Here is a 20,978-nt window from a genome sequence, read left to right on the forward strand (position 1 = left end):
TCAGCGGCGCTGCCGCCGCGACACCACCGCCGCATGGACGAGCAGCGCCGCATAAGCGACGTCGAAAACGATCAGAAGCAGCCAGAACCGGGTGAGCGTCAGCCCCACGAGCAGCGCGGCAGCAACGAGGATGAAGCGCGAGCGCTCGCGCGGGATGCGCAGCGCCTTGGGCGAGAAGGTCTTGAGCCGGCTGACCATCAGCAGCCCGATGAGCCCGAGCCAGGCCGCCACCGCCCAGGGCAGCCGGCTTGCGTCGACGACACCGCCCAGCGTCGCGAACACCGGCAGGAGGCCGAGCAGCGCGCCCGCGGGCGCCGGCACGCCGACGAAATGCGCCCGCCCTTCCAGCGGCACGTCGCGGTTCACGTTGAACCGCGCCAGCCGGAGGCAGCAGCAGACCGCGAAGACCAGCGCAAAGGTCCAGCCGAGGTCGCCGATGCCCGACAGCGTGGCGAAATAGACGACGATGGCCGGCGCGACGCCGAAGTCGACGAAATCGGCGAGCGAATCGAGCTCGGCACCGATCGGGCTCGCCGCGTCGAGCTTGCGGGCAAGCAGCCCGTCGAAGCCGTCGATCACCGCCGCGAAGACGATGAGGCCGGCGGCGAGGTCGAAGCGGCCGAGGAAGGCGAAGCGGATCGCCGTCAGCCCCGCGCAGAGCCCGAGGATGGTGACGAGGTTCGGCACGAGCTGCAGGAACGGCAGGTTCTCCGGCGGGCGCCGCAGGTCGGGCATGTCAGCGCACCTCGCCCGCGCGCGCGGCTTCGGTCGTCTCGAGGTCGGCCAGCACCGTCTCGCCCGCGACCGCCCGCTGGCCGACGATGACGAGCGGCGCCACGCCGTCGGGCAGGTAGACGTCGAGCCGCGAGCCGAAGCGGATCATGCCGAAACGCTCGCCGGTCAGCAGCGCGTCGCCGGGCTTCACGGTGCAGAGGATGCGGCGGGCGACGAGCCCGGCGATCTGCACCACGGCGAGCGGGCGGCCGTCTGCGAGGCGCAGGGCGACGGCGTTCCGCTCGTTGTCCTCGCTCGCCTTGTCGAGGGCGGCATTCAGGAACTTGCCCGGGCGATAGTCGACCGCCGTCACCGTGCCGGCGCAGGGCGCGCGGTTCACGTGGCAGTCGAAGACGCTCATGAAGATCGAGATCCGGGTCAGCGCCTCGGGCCCGAGGTTCAGGCCGGCCGGCGGCACGGCCGGCGCGATCATCGACACCTCGCCGTCCGCCGGGCTGACCACAAGGCCCGCACGGGTCGGCGTGACCCGGGCCGGATCGCGGAAGAAGTAGTAGACCCAGACCGTCACCGCGAGGCCGGCGATGCCGGCGATCAGCGGCGCGAAGAGGAACAGCAGGAGCGTGATCGCGGCGGCGATCGCGAGGAACTTCGGTCCCTCGGGATGCATCGGCTTGACGATGCTCGACATCAGACTGGCTGCCATCGGGCCCTTCCACGAACTTTGCAGCGCACATAGGCGATCCCGCCGCAATGCACAACGCGAACGTGCCAGCTTGTGTCGACGCGACGCTTCGTGTGGCACTTGCGACAGGGACGGGGGTTTGCGGGCGGCGGAGCGGGCGGATATGGGAGGGGCATGACGACCGCATTCCACATCGCCGCCCGCGACGGGCGCGCCCGCACCGGGACCCTGACGCTGCCGCGGGGCGAAATCCGCACGCCCGCCTTCATGCCGGTCGGCACCGCGGCGACGGTGAAGGCGATGCTGCCCGGGTCGGTGCGCGCCACCGGCGCCGACATCCTGCTCGGCAACACCTATCACCTGATGCTGCGGCCCGGGGCGGAGCGGGTCGCCCGGCTCGGCGGGCTGCATCGGTTCATGGGCTGGGAGCGACCGATCCTGACCGACTCGGGCGGCTTCCAGGTGATGAGCCTCGCGGCCCTGCGAAAGCTCACCGAGGACGGCGTCAGCTTCAAGAGCCACGTGGACGGGTCGGTGCATCACCTGAGCCCCGAGCGCAGCATGGAGATCCAGCGGCTGCTCGGGTCGGACATTGTGATGGCGTTCGACGAGTGCCCGGCGCTGCCGGCGACGGACGAGGCGGTGGCGGCGTCCATGCGGCTCTCGATGCGCTGGGCGGCGCGCTCGCGCGAGGCGTTCGGCGACCGGCCGGGGCACATGCTGTTCGGCATCGTGCAGGGCGGCGTGACGCGCGCGCTGCGCGAGGAGTCGGCGGCGGCGCTGACCGGCATCGGCTTCGACGGGTACGCGATCGGCGGGCTCGCCGTCGGCGAGGGACAGGCGGCGATGCTCGGCGTGCTCGACTATGCGCCCGGGCTGCTGCCGGAGGATCGGCCCCGCTACCTCATGGGGGTGGGCAAGCCGGACGACATCGTCGGCGCCGTGCTGCGCGGCGTCGACATGTTCGACTGCGTGCTGCCAACGCGGTCGGGGCGGACCGGGCAGGCGCTGACCCGACGGGGCGCGGTGAACCTGCGCAACGCCCGTCACGCCGACGACCCGCGGCCGCTCGACCCCGACTGCGGCTGTCCCGCGTGCCAGGGGTATTCGCGGGCCTACCTGCACCACGTGGTGAAGGCCGGCGAGATCATCGCGGCGATGCTGCTGACCTGGCACAACCTGCACTACTATCAGGAGCTGATGGCCGGGCTCCGGGCGGCGATCGCGGAGCGGCGGCTGACAGAGTTCGTGGCCGCGTTCGAGGACATGCGGGCGGCGGGGGATCTGCCGCGGCTGTAGCCCGAGAGAAGACTCCGCGGGGAGACCGCGCGCCCTCTCCCCGGCGTGCTCCGCCGGGTCAATCATGATAAGCTTCCGGCACTGTGCCCATTTGAGCAATCGCCGGGAGATAATGTCATCATGTCAGATTTTTCGGATCCGTCGAATTGGGACCTGAGCCTCGATGCCGTCGCCGCGGCACCTGCCAATCACAAGGTCCTCTTCGAGAACGAGCGGCTGCGGGTACTCGAAGTGATCCTGGAGCCGGGCGACGAGGAGCCGGTGCATCATCACCGCTGGCCCTCCGTCTTCGTCTTCGACCAGATCGAGGGGCCCATCCATGATTTCAGTCCCGCCGGGGAGCAGCTGCCCCCCAATCGCGATGTCATCAGGGCCCTTGAGGCGTGGGACGGCACCGGCTGCCTCGTGGTGAACATGGCGCCGCAACCGGCCGGGCGCGTGCTGAATGCCTCGAGCAAGGCCCTGCACGGCGTTCGGGTCGAGATGAAGATCTAGGACGTCCCGGGCGCCCGCGCCCGTCACCCCGCCTTGCGCCATACCACCGCGCGGCCGGGGCGGCGGGACAGCACGGCGGCGACGCCGGCGTCGAAGTCGATGCCGGGCAGCGGGCTCAGCGCGTCGAGCAGGCCGTCGGCGCCCTGGGCCCCCAGCGGGATCGTCAGGCGCTCGCCCGCATCCGTGGTGATGATCCAGGCGTGGGCGGACGCGGGAGGGATGTGCGGCCGCGAGACGATCTCGACGCGCGCGACCGACGGCAGGTCGACGAAGCCGCCGCCGCGCGGACCGAGGTAGGCGATGCGCGCCTCGTCGATCACCACCACGCCCTCGGCCGGCGTCTCTGCGGCGAGACGCACCCGGCGCAGCGCCGGCAGCAGCAGCCCGAGCCCGGTCGCGGTGCAGAGCAGGCCGAGCAGGAACGACAGCGGCGCGAGGCCGGCGTAGCCCTCGACGATCAGCACGGCCCCCGCGAGGGCGAGCCCGCCCCAGGCCAGCGGCTCGCGCCAGGTATGGAGCCGCGCCTGCAGCTCGGGGCGCAGGAAGCTCATGCGCCGCCCCCCGGGGGCGGCTCGCCCCCCCAGTCGCCGAGCGCCGCCTGCCAGAGCGCGAGCGCGGCGCAGGCGGCGGTGTCGGCGCGCAGCACGCGCGGCCCGAGCGTCACCGGCAGCACGCCGGGCATCGCCCGCAGCCGCGCCGCCTCGTCGGCCGAAAACCCGCCCTCCGGCCCGATCAGAATCGCCCATGGACCCCGCGGCGCCGCGGCCAGCGCCGCGGCGGCGGGCCGCGCGGTGCGGCTCTCGTCGCAGAACAGGATCCGCCGCGCCGGATCCCAGCCGTCGAGCAGGTGGCCGAGCTTCACCGGCTCGGCCACCTCGGCGACGTAGGTCTCGCCGCACTGCTCCGCCGCCTCGACCGCATGCGCGCGCAGCCGGTCGGGCCGGATCCGCTCGGCGTTGGTGAAGCGGGTGAAGACCGGCTGGATCCGCGCGGCGCCGAGCTCGGCCGCCTTCTCGACGATGAAGTCGGTGCGCGCCTTCTTGATCGGCGCGAAGAGCAGCCAGAGGTCGGGCGGCACCCGCTGCGGCTGGCCCGGCTCGACGAGGGCGAGGCTGCCCGATCGCTTGCCGGCCGCCGCCACCTCGGCCAGCCATTCGCCGTCCCGGCCGTTGAAAACCGCCAGCCGGTCGCCGGCGGCGAGCCGCATCACGGCAAAGAGATAGTGCGCCTGCGCGGGATCGAGCGCGACGGTGGCGCCGTGCCCGAGCGGGGCTTCGACGAACAGCCTGATCTTTCCCGCGACTTCTGCCATAGAGCGCGCCCCTGCATCGTGCGACAGTACGCCGAGCGGGCGGGGCGTGGAAAGGGGCGGTCTCGATGGCGGCGAGCGGAACGAACGGGCAGGACGCGGCCGGAAACGCCTCCGGATCGGTCTCGGACGCGGTGAAGGGCAACTGGGTCGACCGTCTCGCCCCGGCCGCCACGCGCCCATACCTGCGACTCTCGCGAGCCGACCGGCCGATCGGCACGTGGCTGCTGCTGCTGCCCTGCTGGTGGGGGGTGCTGCTTGCCGCGGCGGCGGACGGCGGCCCCTCGCTCTACGATCTGTGGCTGCTCGTCGGCTGCGCCCTCGGGGCGGTGCTGATGCGCGGCGCCGGCTGCACCTGGAACGACCTGACCGATCGCGACTTCGACGCCGCGGTCGCGCGCACCCGCTCGCGCCCGCTGCCCTCCGGGCAGGTGACGCCGCGGGCCGCCGCCGCGTGGATGGTGGCGCAGGCGGTGGTGGCCTTTGCCATCCTGCTGAGCTTCCCGGCGCAGGCGGTGATTCTCGGCGTCGGCTCGCTGGTGCTGGTGGCGATCTATCCCTTCGCCAAGCGCTTCACCTGGTGGCCGCAGGTGTTCCTCGGCCTCGCCTTCAACTGGGGCGCGCTGCTCGGCTGGACGGCGCAGACGCGGAGCCTCGCGCTCGCGCCGGTGCTGCTCTATCTCGCCGGCATCGCCTGGACGCTGTTCTACGACACGATCTATGCCCATCAGGACAAGGAGGACGACGCGCTGATCGGCGTGAAGTCGACCGCCCGCCTGTTCGGCGACCGGACGGTCGGCTGGCTGCGGCTGTTCCTCGTGCTGGCGACGACGCTGGCAGCCTGGGCGGTGATCGCGGCCACGCTGCCGATCCCCGGCCTCGTCCTCGGACTCGCCGGGGTGGCGGGGTTTGCCGCGCATCTCGTCTGGCAGCTGCACCGGCTCGACATCGACGACCCGTCGGCCTGCCTGATGCTGTTCCGCTCGAACCGGGATGCCGGCCTCATCCTCGCGGCGGCGCTGCTCGGCGCGGGTCTGCTCCAGCTGGTGTGACCGCCATGTGATCCGGCGTCGGCTTGATCGCGGAACGGCGGTGGGCTAAAGGCGCCGGGCCTTACCCCCCGTGCGCCGGAGGAGACGACGACCCCATGCGGTTCCGCGCCATCCTCTTCGCGCTCCTGGCCTTTGCCGCGGCGGGTGCCGGGGCCTGGAAGCTCGCCGGCGAGGCGAGCCTCCGGCTCGAGCAGCAGACGGCCGCCGAGATCGCCACCGCGCTGGCCGCCGCCGGCCAGACCTGGGCCCATGCCGAGACCGACGGCCTGATCGTGCGCCTGACCGGCGCCGCCCCGGACGAGACCAGCCGCGTCAAGGTGGTGGAGATCACCCGCGCGGTGGTGAGCGGCCGGCGCATCCACGACGAGACGACCATCGCCGCCGTCGCGCCGCTGCCGCCGCCGCCGTTCGCGCTGGAGCTGCTGCGCAACGACGGCGAGGTGTCGCTCATCGGCCTGGTGCCGGAGTCCGGCGGGCGCGAGGTCATCCGCGCGGGGCTGGGCGCCGGCGGGCTGGCCGGGCACGTCACCGACATGCTCGAGACCGCGGACGAGGCCGCCCCCGACGGCTGGCAGCCGGCCCTCGGCTACGGCCTCGCGGCGCTGGCCGACCTGCCGCGGGCGAAGATTTCCGTGGCGCCCGGCGAGGTCAGGATCGCCGCCGTCGCCGAGAGCGACGCGGCGCGCCGCGATCTGGAGGCGCGCCTGCGCCATGCGGCGCCCGAGGGCGTTCAGCTCAGCCTCGAGATCGGCGCGCCACGGCCGGTGATCGCGCCGTTCGTGCTCGACTTCGCCCTCGACGCCGGAGGCGCGCGGCTCGACCGCTGCAGCGCCGATACCGACGCGGCCGCCGCGGCCATCGTCGCCGCCGCCCGGACGGCGGGCGTCGCGGGCGATCCGGCGTGCGCCGTCGGGCTCGGCACGCCCACCCCGGACTGGTCCTCCGCCATGGTCGCGGGCATCGAGGCGGTGCGGGCGATGGGCGCCGGCCGCTTCGTCGCGAGCGACATCGCCGCGACCCTGACCGGCGCACCGGGCGTCACCCCCGAGGCGCTGAACCGCGCCGTGGCCGACCTGCACGCGCGACTGCCCGATGTCTTCCAGCTCGGATCGGTCGCCGCACCGCAGATGGCGGCCGGCGACGACGGCGCCCCGGTCTATGCGCCCGAATTCCACGCCAGCCTCGCGGCCGACGGCAAGGTGCGGCTGGCCGGGCCGGTGGGCGACGCCGCGGCGCGCGAGGCGGTCACGAGCTATGCCGCCGCGCTCTTCTCCAAGGCGCGGGTGTCCGACGAGCTGGTGATCGACCCGGACGTGCCGGCCGGCTGGTCGTCGCGGGTGCTCGCGGCGATCGAGGGCCTGTCCGCGCTGAAGCAGGGCGACGCCGAGGTGACGCGCGACGCGGTGAAGCTCACCGGGCGCAGCCTCGACCGCGACGCCACGCACACCGTCGGAGACCTGCTGGCCGAAAAGGTCGGGGCGGGCGCGGTGGCGGACATCACCTTCGACGCCGAGGCGGCGGAGGCCGCCGTCCGGGCCACCCGGCCGCGCCCGGAGCTCTGTGCCGCCCAGGTCGACGCCATCCTCGACGCCGAGCAGATCGGCTTCGAGAAAGGCTCGGCGGCGATCGCCGCCAGCAGCCGGGGGGTGATCGCCGCCATCGCCGACGTGCTGCGCGGCTGCCCGGGGGCGGAGCTGGAGATCGGCGGCCATACCGACAGTCAGGGCTCGCCGGAGGCAAACCGGCGGTTGAGCGAGGCGCGGGCGCAGGCGGTGCTGGCGGCGCTCCGGGCCGAAAACCTGCCGCAGGTCGGGCTAGTGGCGCGCGGCTACGGCGCCGACGATCCCGTCGCGGACAACGCGACCGAGCCGGGCCGGGCGAAGAACCGGCGGATCGAGTTCACCCTGGTGGCGCCGGCGTCGATCGGCGATGCGCTGGCGCCCGCCGCCCCGGCTCCCGCAGCGCAGGCGGGACCGGCGGCGCAGGCGGATCCGGCTCAGGCCGACGCGCGCGGAGACGTGGACGCCGCAGCGGCGGGCGCCTGCGCGGCACGGGCGAGCGATCTGACGGCGCGGACGCCGATCGTGTTCGAGCCCGGCTCGTCGACGCTGGCGGACGAGAGCGCGCCGGTCATCGCCGCGATCGCCGACGCGCTGCGGGCCTGCCCGGCAGCGGCGATCGACGTGGCCGGCTATACCGATGCGCAGGGCTCGGAGGCGGGCAACCTGCGGCTGAGCCAGGCGCGGGCCGAGGCGGTTCTCGCCGCCCTGCGCAAGCCGGACCTGCCGCTGCCGAACCTGGTGGCACACGGATACGGCGAGGCCAACCCGGTCGCCGACAACGCCACCGAGGACGGTCGGGCGAAGAACCGGCGGATCGAATTCGTCCCCGTCGCCACGCCGCAGCCGACACCGGAGGACGCGAGCGCCCGCGCCGCGGCCGCCAGCGGATCCGGCGACGAGGAGGCGGCCGACACTGGCGCCGCGGACGCTGGCGCCGCCGATACAGGCGCGGCCGATACGGGCGCGGCCGGGACGGAGGCGGAGGCGAGCGTCGCTGCGGCCTGCGTCGCCGCCGCCGAGGCCCGGCTCCAGACCGCGAACGTCGCCTTCCCGCCCGGCTCGGCGGAGATCGAGGCCGCGAGCAGGCCGGCGGTGGCCGCGGTGGCCGACGCCCTGCGCGCCTGCCCGACCGCGGCCGTCGAGATCGGCGGGCACACCGACTCGCAGGGGTCGGAAAGCGGCAACGCCCGGCTGAGCCAGGCGCGGGCCGAGGCGGTGCTGGCGGCGCTGCGAGCCGATGGTCTGGCGCTGCCAAACGCCACCGCGAAGGGCTATGGCGAGAGCCAGCCCGTGGCCGACAACGCCACGGCGGATGGGCGCGCCCGGAACCGCCGCATCGCGGTCACGCTCCCGGATGCGGCCCCGGACGCCCCGCCGGACTCCGCGGCGAACGACGACAGCGAGGATGACGATGGATCGGAATGAGCTGACCGCGGCAATCGCCGGGGCGCTGGCCGCGGCCTTCCTGCTGGGCTGGGTCGTGCGCTGGGTGTTCTCGCGGCTGAACGCGGGGCCGCGCGACGGGGTGACCGCGACGGCGCAGCTGCACGAGGCCGAGGAGGCCCGGCACCGGGCGGAGTATCGCCGCGCCGAGGCCGAGCGCCGCGCCGCGGAGGTCGAGGCCGAACTCGCCCGCACCCGCGCCGGCCTCGCCGCCACCGAGCGACAGCTCGAGGAGGTCCGCACCGCCTACCGCGAGGCGACCGCCGGCCACGGCTGAGCCGCTGGCGGACGGCCCCGGCGCTTTCCCGGGCGGGACATGACCTGGATCAAGGCGGTGGCGGGCGGTTGCGCCTAGCCGTATCCTCTGCGGGCATAGCCCGTCCCCGGGGGAGCCAGCCAGACTTGACCGCCACGAATGCCACCGAAGAGCCGCCGCCGCTCTACATTGCGCGCGAGCCGATCTTCCCCCGCCGCGTCTCGGGCCGATTCCGCACGCTCAAGTGGTGGATCATGGGCCTGACCCTGGGCATCTACTACGTCTTCCCCTGGCTGCGCTGGGACCGTGGCCCGGCGCTGCCCGATCAGGCGGTGCTGATCGACCTCGCAAACCGGCGATTCTATTTCTTCCTCATCGAGATCTGGCCGCAGGAATTCTATTTCGTCGCCGGCCTGCTCATCATGGCGGGGCTCGGCCTGTTCCTGTTCACCTCGGCGCTCGGCCGCGTCTGGTGCGGCTATACCTGCCCGCAGACGGTCTGGACCGACCTCTTCATTCTGGTGGAACGCTGGGTCGAGGGCGATCGCAACGCCCGGGTCAAGCTGTGGAACCAGGGCTGGACCGCCGAGAAGATCCGCAAGCGCACGATCAAGTGGACGCTGTGGCTGCTGATCGCGATCGCCACCGGCGGGGCGTGGATCTTCTACTTCGCCGACGCGCCGACGCTGCTCCGGCACTTCCTGACGCTGCAGGCGCCGGCCGTCGCCTACCTGACCGTCGGCATCCTCACCGCCACCACCTTCATCTTCGGCGGCTTCATGCGCGAGCAGGTGTGCATCTACATGTGCCCCTGGCCGCGTATCCAGGCCGCGATGATGGACGAGCAGACGATCACCGTCGGCTATCGCGACTGGCGCGGCGAGCCGCGCGGCAAGCACCGGCGCCGGAGCGAGATGGCCGAGAAGGCCGAGGCCGCCATCGCCACCACCCGCGCCGCGGGCTCGATCGAGGGCTCGCGCTCGCCGGTGATGCCGATGCCCGGCCGCAGCACCCCCGCGGCAGGCGCGGGCCCCGAGAGCGAGGCGCTCGGCGACTGCATCGACTGCAACGCCTGCGTCAACGTCTGCCCGATGGGCATCGACATCCGCGACGGCCAGCAGCTCGCCTGCATCACCTGCGCGCTCTGCATCGACGCCTGCGACGAGGTGATGGGCAAGATCGGCAAGCCGCCGGGCCTCATCGGCTATCTGACGCTGGCCGACGGCGAGCGCGAGCGGGCGGGCGGCGAGGACATGCCCGTCTGGCGGCGCATCCTGCGGCCGCGCGTGCTGCTCTACAGCGTGCTCTGGGGCGGCTTCGGCATCGCGCTCGTCGCGGCGCTGCTGCTGCGCACCGACATGTCGATCGGCGTCGACCCGGTGCGCAACCCGGTCAACGTCACGCTGTCTGACGGCTCGATCCGCAACGCCTACGAGGTCCGCCTGCGCAACATGACGGGATCGGACCGGGCGTTCACGCTGTCGGTCGAGACGCCGGATCCGCTGGGGCTGGAGCTGCAGGGCCTGCCCGGCGCAAGCGTCACGGTGCCGGCGAACGCGACCCTGAAGCAGCGGGTCTATCTCACCAGCGCGCCGTCGAGTCCGGCGAGCGCCGAGGCGCTGCTGCCGGTGGCGCTGGTCGCCACCGATGCGGGCTCGGGACGGATCGCGCGCGAGGAAACCGTCTTCCACGGGAGGCAGCCATGACCGATACCCCTGCACCGCACGGGAGCGAACTTCGGGGCGAGCGCATCCTCGGCGGCCGCGGCGTCCTGGTGATCGCCACCGTGGCGTTCATCGTGATGCTGGTCCCGAACATCATCCTCGCCGTCACCGCCACCCGCACCTTCTCGGGGCTCGTGGTCGAGGACAGCTATATCGCGAGCCAGGATTTCGACCGGCTGAAGGCGGCGCAGCTGGCGCTCGGCTGGACCGTGCGGCTCGACCACGATGCCCGCGTGCTGCGCCTCGACATCGTCGATGCTGCCGGCAACGTCGTGCGCCCGGCGACCCTCGCCGTCACCATGGGCCGCCCGACCACCACCCGCGAGGACCGCGTGGTCGCGATGCAGGAGACCCCGGAGGGCTTTGCCGGCGATGCGCCGATGGCTCCCGGACACTGGCGCGTGGAGATCGCCGCCACGGCCGCGGACGGCACCGCCTTCCGCCAGAGCCGCGACGTCTGGGTCGACGCGCCGGCGGCGCAGCCGTGAGCGGCGCCGCCCTCGCCGCCTGCCCGGCGTGCGCGGTCGCGCCCGAGCCGGCCACCATCGCCGCCGCGCCGGCGCGACCCACGACGCTCCGGCGCATCGAGCTGTCGCTGCCGGCGATCCACTGCGCGGCCTGCATCACCGGCGTCGAGCGCACCCTCGAGGCCGAGCCGGGCGTCGCCGCGGCGCGGGTCAACCTCGGCCTGAAGCGTGCCGCCGTCACCGTCGCGGCCGGCGGCATCGAGGACGCGGCCAGCGTCGAGTCGCGGCTGATCGCGGCGCTCGGCGCCCGCGGTTACGAGGCCCACCCGCTCGACGGCGCCGTGCTCGCCGCCACCCGCAGCGACGCAGAGGGGCGCGACCTGCTCGCCCGCATCGGCGTCGCGGGCTTTGCCTCGATGAACGTGATGCTGCTCTCGGTGGCGGTCTGGTCGGGTGCCACCGGCCCGACGCGCGACCTGATGCACTGGGTCTCGGCGGCGATCGCGCTGCCGGCCGTGGCGTTCTCGGCTCAGCCGTTCTTCCGCAACGCGGTGCGCGCGCTGCGGGCCGGCCGGCTCGACATGGACGTGCCGATCTCGATGGCGATCCTGATGGCGCTCGCCGTATCGCTGCGCGAGACCATCCTCTCCGGCCCCCGCGCGTACTTCGAGGCGGCGGTGATGCTGAGCTTCTTCCTGCTCGTCGGCCGCTATCTCGCCCACCTCACCCGCGCCTCGGCCCGGTCCGCCGCCGCCGAGATCGCCGCGCTCGAGGTGCATCTGGTGGAGCGCATCGCTGTCGGCGGGCGCGAGACCGTGCCGCTCGACGCGGTGCGCGCGGGCGACAGGCTCGCGGTGGCGCCGGGCGCGCGCGTGCCCGTCGACGGCACCGTGGTCGCCGGCCGATCCGAGATCGACCCCTCGCTCCTGAGCGGCGAGACCATGCCCGAGGCGGTGGCGCCGGGCTCGGCCGTGCGCGCCGGCATGCTGAACCTCACCGGCCCGCTCGAGGTCCGCGCCGACGCGCTCGGCGACGACACGCTGCTGCGCCAGATTGCACGCCTCGTCGAATCGGCCGAGCGCAGCCGCGGCCGCTACGCCAGCCTCGCCGACCGCGCCTCGGCGGCCTACGTGCCGATCGTCACGCTGACCGCGCTCGCCGCCCTGGCGGTCTGGGGCGTGTGGGGCGGCGACTGGCGGCAGGCGACCAACATCGCCGCGGCGGTGCTCATCATCACCTGCCCCTGCGGCCTCGGCCTCGCGGTGCCGGCGGTGCTGACGGCCGCATCGGGGCGGCTGTTCCGGCAGGGCGTGCTGCTGAAGGATGGCGAGGCGCTGGAAAAGCTCGCCCGGGTCGACACGGTCGTCTTCGACAAGACCGGCACGCTCACCACCGGCCGCCCGGTCCTGACCAACGCCGACGCGATCGGCGCGCGCGAGCTCACCTTCGCCGCGGCGCTCGCGGCGGGGAGCAGCCATCCGCTCTCGCGCGCCATCGTCCGGGCGGCGGCGGCCCGTGGTCTTGTCCCGATCGCGGCCAGCGAAATCATCGAGCATCCCGGGCTCGGCACCGAAGGGCGCGTCGGCGGCGCACCCGTGCGGCTCGGACGCGCGGAATGGGCCGGCGGCGTGCCGCTCGACGTCACCGCTGCCTGGCTGCGTGTCGGCGACGCCCCGGCGACGGCCTTCCGCTTCGCCGACGAACCGCGCCCCGAGGCCGCCGCCACCGTCGCGCGCCTGCGGGCGCAGGGCCTCGGCGTGATCCTGCTCTCGGGTGACGCACCGGCGCCGGTCGAGGCGCTCGCCGGACAGCTCGGCATCGAGCGGGCCATCCCCCGGGCCACGCCAGCGAGCAAGGTGGCCGAGATCGAGGCGCTGGCCGCGGCCGGCCACCGGGTGCTGATGGTCGGCGACGGCCTCAACGACGCCGCCGCCCTCGCCGCGGCGCACGTCTCGATCTCGCCGGCCTCCGCGGTCGACGCGAGCCGCAGCGCCGCGGACCTCGTGATCCTCGGCGACCGGCTCGACCGTGCCGCCGATGCGTTCGCCCTCGCCCGCCTCGCGCGCCGCCGCATCTTCGAAAACTTCGCCTTCGCCTTCGGCTACAACATCATCTCGGTGCCGCTGGCCTTCGCGGGGCTGGTCACGCCGCTCAATGCGGCGATCATCATGTCGACCAGCTCGCTCGTCGTGGCGCTGAACGCGCTGCGCCTCGGCCCGCGGGAGCCGCGGCCATGAGTGTGCAGCCGTGAGCGTGCTCGTCTTCCTCATCCCGGTCGCGCTCATCCTCGGCGGGCTCGGCCTCGCAGGTTTCCTCTGGACCCTGCGCACGGGCCAGTACGACGACCTGCAGGGGCAGGCGGCGCGGATCCTCTCCGACCGCTACGACGACAGGCCCGCCGCGGATCGCCGGCCGGCGGATGCACGAACGGCGGTGGATGAGACCGCCGGGCGCGGGTAAGCAGGGGCACGCCCCGCAGCGGGCAGCCATGATGCGGATCCCGATCGAGAGTGCCCAGAGCCGTCCCTCCCCCGCGACCGACGCCTGAGGCGCGCCGATGACGGCCCGCGTCCTGATGTTCCAGGGCACGGGCTCGGACGTCGGCAAGTCGCTGATCGTAGCCGGCCTCGCCCGCGCGTTCGCCGACCGCGGCCTGCGGGTGCGCCCGTTCAAGCCGCAGAACATGTCGAACAACGCCGCCGTCACGGCAGACGGGGGCGAGATCGGCCGGGCGCAGGCGCTGCAGGCGCGTGCCGCCCGCGTGCCGCCCACCGTCCACATGAACCCGGTGCTCCTGAAGCCGCAGAGCGAGGTCGGCGCGCAGGTCGTCGTGCAGGGTCGCGTCGCCGGCAGCGCCACCGCGCGCGACTGGCAGCTCCGCAAGGCGGCGCTGCTGCCCACCGTGCTGGAGAGCTTCGCCCGGCTGCGGGACGAGGCGGACATCGTGCTCGTCGAGGGCGCGGGCAGCGCGTCGGAGGTGAACCTGCGGGCGAACGACATCGCCAACATGGGCTTTGCCCGCGCCGCCGACGCCCCGGTGATCCTGATCGGCGACATCGACCGCGGCGGGGTGATCGCGAGCCTGATCGGCACCGGCGCCGTGCTCGACCCGGCCGATGCCGCGCTGATCGAAGGGTTCATCGTCAACCGCTTCCGCGGCGACCCGGGCCTGTTCCGCGACGGCATGGCGCTGATCGCCGCGCGCACCGGCTGGGCGCCGATCGGCCTCGTCCCTTTCGCCAACGCGGCGGCGCGCCTGCCTGCCGAGGACGCCGCCGCGCTCTCGCGCGAGCCTGACGGGGCGCGGGGCGGCGGCGTCCTGCGCATCGCCGTGCCGATCCTACCCCACATCGCCAACTTCGACGACCTCGACCCGCTGGCGGCCGAGCCCGCCGTCGACCTGGTGCGGGTCCGGCCCGGTGGTGCGTTGCCCGGCGACGCCGCGCTCGTGCTGCTGCCCGGGTCGAAATCGACGCTGGCCGACCTTGCCGCCCTGCGGGCCGCCGGCTTCGACGTCGACATCGCCGCGCACCTGCGCCGGGGCGGCCGCGTGCTCGGGCTCTGCGGCGGCTATCAGATGCTCGGCCGGACGATCACCGACCCGGCCGGCGTCGAGGGACAGCCCGGCAGCCGTCCCGGCCTCGGCCTGCTCGACGTCGCGACCGAGCTTGCCGGAGACAAGCGCCTCGCCGCCGTGACCGGCCGCACCAGCGACGGCGTGGGGTTCGGCGGCTACGAGATGCACATCGGCCGGACCGAGGGGCCGGACTGCGCCCGCCCGTTCGCGACGCTCGCCGACGGCCGGCCGGAGGGGGCCCGATCCGCCGACGGCCAGGTCGCAGGCACCTATGTCCACGGCCTCTTTGCCGACGATGCCCAGCGGGCCGCGTGGCTCGCCCGCCTCGGCGCGCCGGCGTCGGACCTGCGCTTCGAGGCGGGGGTGGAGGCGGCGCTCGACGAGATCGCCCGACACCTCGCCGCCCACCTCGACCTCGAGCGGCTGCTCAGCCTGTCGCGATGACGACGCCGGCAAGGCCCGCGGCCAGGAGCGCATCCGCCACCCAGTAGAGCCGTAACGCCCGGCGGATGTCGGCCGGCCCGAGCTCGCGCCGCCCGCCCGCGCCCATGACGGCATCCTCGACCAGCACGCCGCCATAGTGCCGCGGGCCGGCCAGCGCGAAGCCGAGCGCGCCGGCCATCGCCGCCTCGGGCCAGCCGGCGTTCGGCGAGCGGTGCCGCCGCGCGTCGCGCCCGATCGCCCGCGCCGCCCCGGCCGGCGAGGCGCCCGGCACCAGCGCCGCCGCGGCGACCAAGAGAACCGATGCGAGCCGCGAGGCGGGCAGGTTCACCAGATCGTCGAGCCGCGCCGCCGCCCAGCCGAACGCCTGAAACCGCGGGCTGCGATGCCCCACCATGCTGTCGGCGGTGTTGATCGCCTTGTAGGCGGCCGCGCCCCCCAGCCCGGCGACCGCCATCCACGCCACCGGCGCGACGACGCCGTCGGAAAAGTTCTCCGCCAGGCTCTCGACCGCCGCCCGCGCCACCCCGGCCTCGTCGAGCGCCTCCGGGTCGCGGCCGACGATCCGGGACACCGCTTCCCTTCCGGCCGCGAGTCCCCCGGTCTCGAGCGCCACGGCGACGGCCCGGACGTGGGCGGCGAGGCTGCGCTGGGCGATCAGGCTGCTCCCGAGGCAGGCGGCAACGACGAGGCCGAGCGTCCCGGGCAGCAGCGCTCCCGCGCCCGCTCCCGCGCCGCCGGCCACCGCCGTCAGAACCGCGATCATCGCCACGCCGCCAAGGCGCCGGCGCCGGGGCGAGCCGCGGTTCCAGCGCCGCTCGAGCGTCGAGATCGGCCGGCCGATCCACACGACGGGATGGCCGACGCGGCGGAACAGTCCATCGGGATAGCCCGCAATCCCCTCGACGAGCATCGCGGCAAGGGCGAGCAGCGCCGGCATCGCCTCAGGCGCCAGCCGGCATCGGGGCCGACCCGGGGGCCGACCCGGGGGCCGATACGTGGACCGGCCGCGGCGCGGCGCTCGACGGCGGGCAGGCTCGACGCATTGCTTCTCCCCTCCGGGGCAGCCGGCGCCCGGGCCCCTGCGCCCGGTTGGGCGCCGGCGGGAGATGACGGGCGTGTCGCGCGCTGTCAACCGCGCGGCCGGCGGCGGCTCAGTTGCGCATCACCAGACAGTCGCCGCCCGCCTCGGTCAGGCGGCCGCACAGCGCCTGCGCCTCGTCGCGGGTCTGCCGCCCGACCTGGGCATAGTGCAGCATCCGCGACATGCCCGGCCGCCAGCCGCTGGTGTAGGCGACGGGCTCGGCCTTCAGCACCTCGGCAAAGCGGTTCTTCAGCCGCGAGACCTGCCGCTCGGCGCCGGCGAGGTCGCGGTTCGAGGCGATGACCACGCCCCACGGCAGCACCGGACGGGCCCGGGTCTGCGTCTTGCCCCGAGTCGCGGCCAGCGCGACACAGGCGGGCTGAAAGCTCTCGCCCTCCAGCGACAGGTCGACCGAGTCGGGCGGCGAATCGCGCCAGGCCTCGACGGAGTAGCCGGTGATCGCCTGCACATAGGCGCGGGTCTCCGCCGGCAGGTCCGACTTCGCGGCAAGGAAGCGCTCCACCCGCGCTTCGCCGCCGTTGTACGCCGCCGCCGCGAGCCCGAGGTTGCCGTAGGTCCGCGAGAGGTCGGCGAGATAGGCGGCCGAGGCCCGGAGCGCCGCCTCGGGCTCGAAGGCGTCGGCGAGGCCGCGCATCTTCGCGGTGCCGGGCATGAACTGGGCGATGCCCTGCGCCCCCGCCGGACTGATCGCGCCGGGCTGGAACAGGCTCTCCTTCCAGAGCAGGCGCGCGAAGAAGCCGGCGTCGAGCGCGCTTTCCCGCGCGGCGGCCTCGATCGTGCGGCAGACCCCGGCGGCGTCGCCCGGCCCCGCCCCGCCAGCCGTCGCGCCGCCGCCGGTGGACACGGGCCGCGCCATCGGCTTCGCCGGCAGCCCGGCGCCGTCGGAGGGCACGGTGCCGCCGCGCGTGGGGGCGAGCCCGAGGCAGGCCGAGAGGACAAGGACGACAAACCACCGCATGGGTCGGGAAAATACCCGGGCCCGGCGCGGGGCGCCATCGGGCGGGGCCGGGATCATTGCGCCTGCTTAACTGCGGCGCAGCGCGCGGCGCACGTGCTCGCCGACCCGCGGATCGGGCGGGCCGTCGAGCTTCACCACCTTGGCACCGCGATAGGCGCCGAGCCGGCCAGCCGCCAGCTGTGCCCGCCGGCCGCCGCGCTGGTCGATGACCAGCTGGATCTCGGCGACGGCGGCGGCCGGCACCTCGATGATGTCGCCGACCTTCAGCGCCAGCGCCGCGTCGACCGACATGCGCTGCGTGTGCAGCACCGCGTCAAGCACCACCGGCGCGAGCGTCGCCGCCCGGCGCATCTGCACCCGCCAGAGGTCGGCCGTCTCGCCCTGCGGCACCTGATCCGCCTTGGCCTGCATCGAGGCGCAGACCACGTCGAGCATCCCGAGCGGCAGCATCAGGTTCAGCACGCCCGCGCGCGCGGCAGAGCCGATGTCGAGCGCGACGCTGTAGACCATCACGTCGACATGCGGCGCGGCGAAGCGCACCTGCCCGATGTCCTGCATCTGGCCGGCGCTCTGGAGGGGGGCATCGAGCGGGCGGCCGAACGCGGCGGCCAGCGCCTCGTCTATCGCGCCGAGCACCGCCGTCTGGGCCAGCGCGCAGAGCGCCATGTCGATCGCGGTGAACGTCCGGGCGATCGGCATCGGCGCCGTGCCCGCATCGCCGCCCAGCATCAGGTCGACCAAGTGATAGGCAAGGTCGCCGTCGATCATCAGGAGCCCCTGCCCCTTGGCGCCCTCCATGGACACGAGGCACAGCATCGCCGGCACCGGGACGCCCTGCAGCGCCTCGGCCACTTTCACGGTTCGCGCGTCGATCACCATGGCGCCCACCGGCGCCTTGACCAGCGGGCGCAGCACCTTCTCGATCTGCCGGGCAAAGGCCTGACCGACGAACTCGCTGTCGGGCAACGGCGAGCGCGCGATCCCCTGCTGCTTGAGCTTGCGCGCGAGGACGCCGCCTGAAGCCATGGAACTCACCACTTGCCTGCCTGCCCGCCGCCGGTCGTCGCGGCTCTCGCCTCTTCTATCCGCAACCTTGGTGAACGAGACCTTAACCGGCGGAACTCAGGCGGTAACGTCTACAGGGATCCGGCCCTGCACGCGCCCAAGCAGGATCTCCGCCCCGAGCGCGGGCACCTCGGCCGCCCGGTCAGCCCCACCACGTCGCCCGGGCGGAAGCGCGGATCCGACGACGCCTCGACCCGCCCGGCGAAGTCGATCCCCGGCACGTGGGGACAGCGGCGCACGCGCCCGCCACCCGAGCCGAGGCAGAGGCCGTCCTTGTAGAGTTCGGCGTCGACTACTCGACAGCGACCGTGACCTCGCCCTCGGGCAGGTCGGCCGTCTCGATCTCCCGCGCGTCCGCCCGGATCTGCCCGTCGGCGTCCTTCTCGACCACGACCGCCCTGAAGCCCATCGCGGCGTCCTCCCCCCGGTCCCGAGGCGCCGAGCCTCCGGCGCAGGCGCACGGAAGTGGACGCGGGGCGGGTCGAGCCGGCCGGTGGGGTCAGCGCGGACCGATCACCCCGCCGAGTTCGTCCTCGACGTGGGCGGCGATGATCTCGTCGAACGAAGTCTCGGCCCGGAAGCCGAGCCCGGTCGCGCGCGCCGCGTCGAAGCGGGTCGGCCAGCCGGCGACGATGCCGCGGATCGTCGCGTCCGGCACGCGCCGGATCAGGCCCGCCGCCTTGTCTCCCGCGACCCGGCGCAGCGCCTCGATCTGCTCGCCGACGGTCGCCGACAGGCCCGGCATGGTCAGGCTGCGCCGCGCTCCGAGCGGGGCGGTGTCGAGCGTCATCGCGTGGCGCAGGAACCCGACCGCCGCCCGCGGGCTGGCGTGCCAGTGCCGCACGTCGTCCTCGACCGGCAGCACCGCCTCCTGCCCGACCAGCGGCTCGCGCAGGATGCCGGAGAAAAACCCCGACGCCGCCTTGTTCGGCCTGCCCGGCCGGATGCAGATCGTCGGCAGGCGGATGCCGACGCCATCGAAGAACCCGCGGCGGGAATAGTCGGCGAGCAGCAGCTCGCCCATGGCCTTCTGCGTGCCGTAGCTCGTCAGCGGCGTCAGGTGGTAGGCGTCGGGAATGGCGTCGGGGAAGGGCGCGCCGAAGACCGCGATCGACGAGGTGAAGACCACCCGCGGGCAATAGTCCGGCTGGGCCCGGATCGCCTCGAAGAGCGTGCGCGTGCCATCGAAGTTGACGGCATAGCCCTTCTCGAAATCCGCCTCCGCCTCGCCCGAGACGATGGCCGCGAGATGGAAGATCACGTCCGGCCGATCCGCCGCCACGGCGGCGACCGCCGCGCCGTCGCGCAGGTCGAGCACGCCGGACGTCGCCGCGATCCCGGCGGCCGTCACCTCGGCCGGCACGGCCGGCGCGACGACATCGACCAGCGCCAGGCCGTCGAGCCCCGGCACCGGATCGGTGCCGAACGAGCGCGCGAGCTTGGTGCCGACCATTCCGGCCGCCCCGATCACCAGAGCCTTCATCGTCTTCCTCCCCAACGGTTTTGCCCCTCGCTAGCACGCCGCGCGCCGCCGCGGCAACGTGACGCCGGAGCGGCCGCCCGCGCGCCCGCACCCCTTCCTGCCTTCCTCTTGCTGAAAAGGATTGCCCGGCTCGCGGCCGGGACTGGTCGGGAAGCCCCTTAGCGGCGCGGCCCCGCGCGATGACCCGCGAACCCGGAGGCACCGCGCCGCCCGGCGCCTCGACTCTCCCCCCTCGACGCGCCGTCCGGTTCGGGACATGGTCCGGCGCGAGACGTTCCCCGCCGCGCGCCCCCCGAGGATACCCATGAGCTCGCTGATCTGGACCGCCCTGCCCTACCACCGCCTGTGGCTCCTCGACCAGGCGAGCGCCCTCTTCGACTTCTTCGAGCCGGAGAGCATCGACCCGCACGGCGGCTTCTTCACCCTCGACGACCGCGGCCGGCCGCTGCCGGACGAGCGGCGCGAGCTGCACACCGCCACGCGGCTCGTCCACTGCTTCTCCGTCGCCCGCCTGCTCGGCCGGCCCGGTGCCGAGCGGTTCATCGACCACGGCATGAGCTATCTCTGGACCGCCCACCGGGACGCCGCGCACGGCGGCTACCGCTGGGGCGCGGGCGCGGCCGGCGACGACACCCGGCAGGCTTACGGCCACGCCTTCGTCCTGCTCGCCGCCAGCTCGGCAAGGATCGCCGGCCACCCGGATGCCGATCGCCTGCTCGACGACGTGTCCGAGGTGATCCGCACCCGGTTCTGGGAGGAGGCGCACGGCGCCGTCGCCGAGGAATTCGCCGGCGACTGGAGCCCGGTCGGCGGCTATCGCGGCCAGAATTCCAACATGCACATGACCGAGGCGCTGATGGCCGCCTTCGAGGCGACCGGCGACTCGCAGTACCTGGGCATGGCCGAGCGCATCGCCACCCGCGTCATCGCCATGACCGCCGCCGAGAACGGCTGGCGCGTGCTGGAGCACTTCGATGCCGACTGGCAGCCCGATCCAGCCTATGCCAACGGCGACGTCTTTCGCCCCTACGGCACGACGCCCGGCCATTCGCTCGAATGGACCCGCCTGCTGCTGCAGCTCTGGCAGCTCGGCGAAGAGCGCCTCGACTGGCTGCCCGACGCGGCCGAGGCGCTGTTCCTGCGCGCGACGACCGACGCCTGGGACCCGCGCGGCGGTTTCGTCTATACGCTTGGCTGGGACGGCGAGCCGCGGCTGCGCAACCGGCTGTGGTGGCCGGCGGCGGAGGGGATCGGCGCGGCGGCCTCGCTGAACGCGCTGCGCCCCTCGGCCGACTACGAGATTCTGGTATCGCAAGATCTGGGAC

Annotated in this window: 18 protein-coding genes and 2 pseudogenes; 11 read left to right on the top strand and 9 right to left on the bottom strand. The window is 74.0% G+C overall.

Annotated features, from left to right (window positions below; genetic code table 11):
* Both QM699_RS07280 and QM699_RS07285 read right to left on the bottom strand, forming a co-directional pair.
* The gene (locus QM699_RS07280; protein WP_415010502.1) at positions 1-735 is read right to left on the bottom strand and encodes a CDP-alcohol phosphatidyltransferase family protein; all 735 of its coding nucleotides are present in this window, start codon (positions 733-735) and stop codon (positions 1-3) included.
* A gap of 1 nt (position 736) precedes the next feature.
* Positions 737-1,438, bottom strand: a complete 702-nt coding sequence (locus QM699_RS07285; RefSeq protein WP_415010503.1) for a phosphatidylserine decarboxylase — start codon at positions 1,436-1,438, stop codon at positions 737-739.
* A gap of 153 nt (positions 1,439-1,591) precedes the next feature.
* Here QM699_RS07285 and tgt point away from each other — a divergent pair, with 153 nt between their 5' ends.
* Entirely contained in the window at positions 1,592-2,716 is a 1,125-nt protein-coding gene (gene tgt, locus QM699_RS07290; RefSeq protein ID WP_415010504.1) for a tRNA guanosine(34) transglycosylase Tgt, read from the top strand.
* A 120-nt stretch (positions 2,717-2,836) separates the two neighbouring features.
* Positions 2,837-3,211 (top strand): hypothetical protein, encoded by a 375-nt coding sequence (locus QM699_RS07295; RefSeq protein WP_415010505.1) that lies wholly within the window; start codon positions 2,837-2,839, stop codon positions 3,209-3,211.
* Positions 3,212-3,234: 23 nt separating this feature from the next.
* Here the strand turns inward: QM699_RS07295 and QM699_RS07300 are convergent, their stop codons facing one another.
* A complete protein-coding gene (locus QM699_RS07300) occupies positions 3,235-3,762 on the bottom strand; it encodes a hypothetical protein (RefSeq protein ID WP_415010506.1) in 528 nt (175 codons plus the stop codon).
* Complete coding sequence (locus tag QM699_RS07305) at positions 3,759-4,523, bottom strand: 16S rRNA (uracil(1498)-N(3))-methyltransferase (protein ID WP_415010507.1); 765 nt, start codon at positions 4,521-4,523, stop codon at positions 3,759-3,761. Before QM699_RS07305 ends, QM699_RS07300 begins: the two co-directional genes overlap by 4 nt.
* 65 nt (positions 4,524-4,588) lie before the next feature.
* On the opposite strand from QM699_RS07305, the gene ubiA reads away from it, so the two are divergent.
* The 8 genes from ubiA to QM699_RS07345 all read left to right on the top strand — a co-directional run bounded on the left by ubiA (position 4,589) and on the right by QM699_RS07345 (position 15,045).
* Complete coding sequence (gene ubiA / locus QM699_RS07310) at positions 4,589-5,572, top strand: 4-hydroxybenzoate octaprenyltransferase (protein WP_415010508.1); 984 nt, start codon at positions 4,589-4,591, stop codon at positions 5,570-5,572.
* 95 nt (positions 5,573-5,667) lie between these two features.
* The gene (locus QM699_RS07315) at positions 5,668-8,559 is read left to right on the top strand and encodes an OmpA family protein (RefSeq protein WP_415010509.1); all 2,892 of its coding nucleotides are present in this window, start codon (positions 5,668-5,670) and stop codon (positions 8,557-8,559) included.
* A complete protein-coding gene (locus QM699_RS07320) occupies positions 8,546-8,854 on the top strand; it encodes a hypothetical protein (RefSeq protein ID WP_415010510.1) in 309 nt (102 codons plus the stop codon). The genes QM699_RS07315 and QM699_RS07320 overlap by 14 nt, the downstream gene beginning before the upstream one ends.
* Positions 8,855-8,979: 125 nt before the next feature.
* Positions 8,980-10,539, top strand: coding sequence for a cytochrome c oxidase accessory protein CcoG (gene ccoG, locus QM699_RS07325; RefSeq protein WP_415010511.1), 1,560 nt, complete (start codon positions 8,980-8,982; stop codon positions 10,537-10,539).
* Entirely contained in the window at positions 10,536-11,045 is a 510-nt protein-coding gene (locus QM699_RS07330) for a FixH family protein (protein WP_415010512.1), read from the top strand. Before ccoG ends, QM699_RS07330 begins: the two co-directional genes overlap by 4 nt.
* Positions 11,042-13,261, top strand: a complete 2,220-nt coding sequence (locus tag QM699_RS07335) for a heavy metal translocating P-type ATPase (protein WP_415010513.1) — start codon at positions 11,042-11,044, stop codon at positions 13,259-13,261. The genes QM699_RS07330 and QM699_RS07335 overlap by 4 nt, the downstream gene beginning before the upstream one ends.
* 10 nt (positions 13,262-13,271) lie before the next feature.
* Positions 13,272-13,484: a cbb3-type cytochrome oxidase assembly protein CcoS gene (gene ccoS / locus QM699_RS07340; RefSeq protein ID WP_415010514.1), complete on the top strand. Its 213-nt coding sequence runs from the start codon at positions 13,272-13,274 to the stop codon at positions 13,482-13,484.
* A gap of 97 nt (positions 13,485-13,581) precedes the next feature.
* A complete protein-coding gene (locus QM699_RS07345) occupies positions 13,582-15,045 on the top strand; it encodes a cobyric acid synthase (protein ID WP_415010515.1) in 1,464 nt (487 codons plus the stop codon).
* Here QM699_RS07345 and cbiB read toward each other — a convergent pair.
* The 5 genes and pseudogenes from cbiB to denD all read right to left on the bottom strand — a co-directional run bounded on the left by cbiB (position 15,029) and on the right by denD (position 19,653).
* Entirely contained in the window at positions 15,029-15,982 is a 954-nt protein-coding gene (cbiB, locus tag QM699_RS07350) for an adenosylcobinamide-phosphate synthase CbiB (RefSeq protein WP_415010516.1), read from the bottom strand. The genes QM699_RS07345 and cbiB overlap by 17 nt on opposite strands.
* A gap of 214 nt (positions 15,983-16,196) precedes the next feature.
* The gene (locus QM699_RS07355) at positions 16,197-17,105 is read right to left on the bottom strand and encodes a lytic transglycosylase domain-containing protein (protein ID WP_415010517.1); all 909 of its coding nucleotides are present in this window, start codon (positions 17,103-17,105) and stop codon (positions 16,197-16,199) included.
* Between the two features lie 66 nt (positions 17,106-17,171).
* Positions 17,172-18,131: a FliM/FliN family flagellar motor switch protein gene (locus tag QM699_RS07360; protein ID WP_415010518.1), complete on the bottom strand. Its 960-nt coding sequence runs from the start codon at positions 18,129-18,131 to the stop codon at positions 17,172-17,174.
* A 176-nt stretch (positions 18,132-18,307) separates the two neighbouring features.
* Positions 18,308-18,579 (bottom strand): annotated as a pseudogene (locus QM699_RS07365) (oxidoreductase); the annotation flags it as partial.
* Positions 18,580-18,669: 90 nt separating this feature from the next.
* Entirely contained in the window at positions 18,670-19,653 is a 984-nt protein-coding gene (gene denD, locus QM699_RS07370) for a D-erythronate dehydrogenase (protein ID WP_415010519.1), read from the bottom strand.
* A gap of 304 nt (positions 19,654-19,957) precedes the next feature.
* Here denD and QM699_RS07375 point away from each other — a divergent pair.
* A pseudogene (locus tag QM699_RS07375) lies at positions 19,958-20,890 on the top strand (AGE family epimerase/isomerase); the annotation flags it as partial.
* Positions 20,891-20,978: the final 88 nt, after the last annotated feature.

The sequence above is a fragment of the Amaricoccus sp. genome (assembly GCF_047602525.1).
Lineage (GTDB): Bacteria > Pseudomonadota > Alphaproteobacteria > Rhodobacterales > Rhodobacteraceae > Amaricoccus.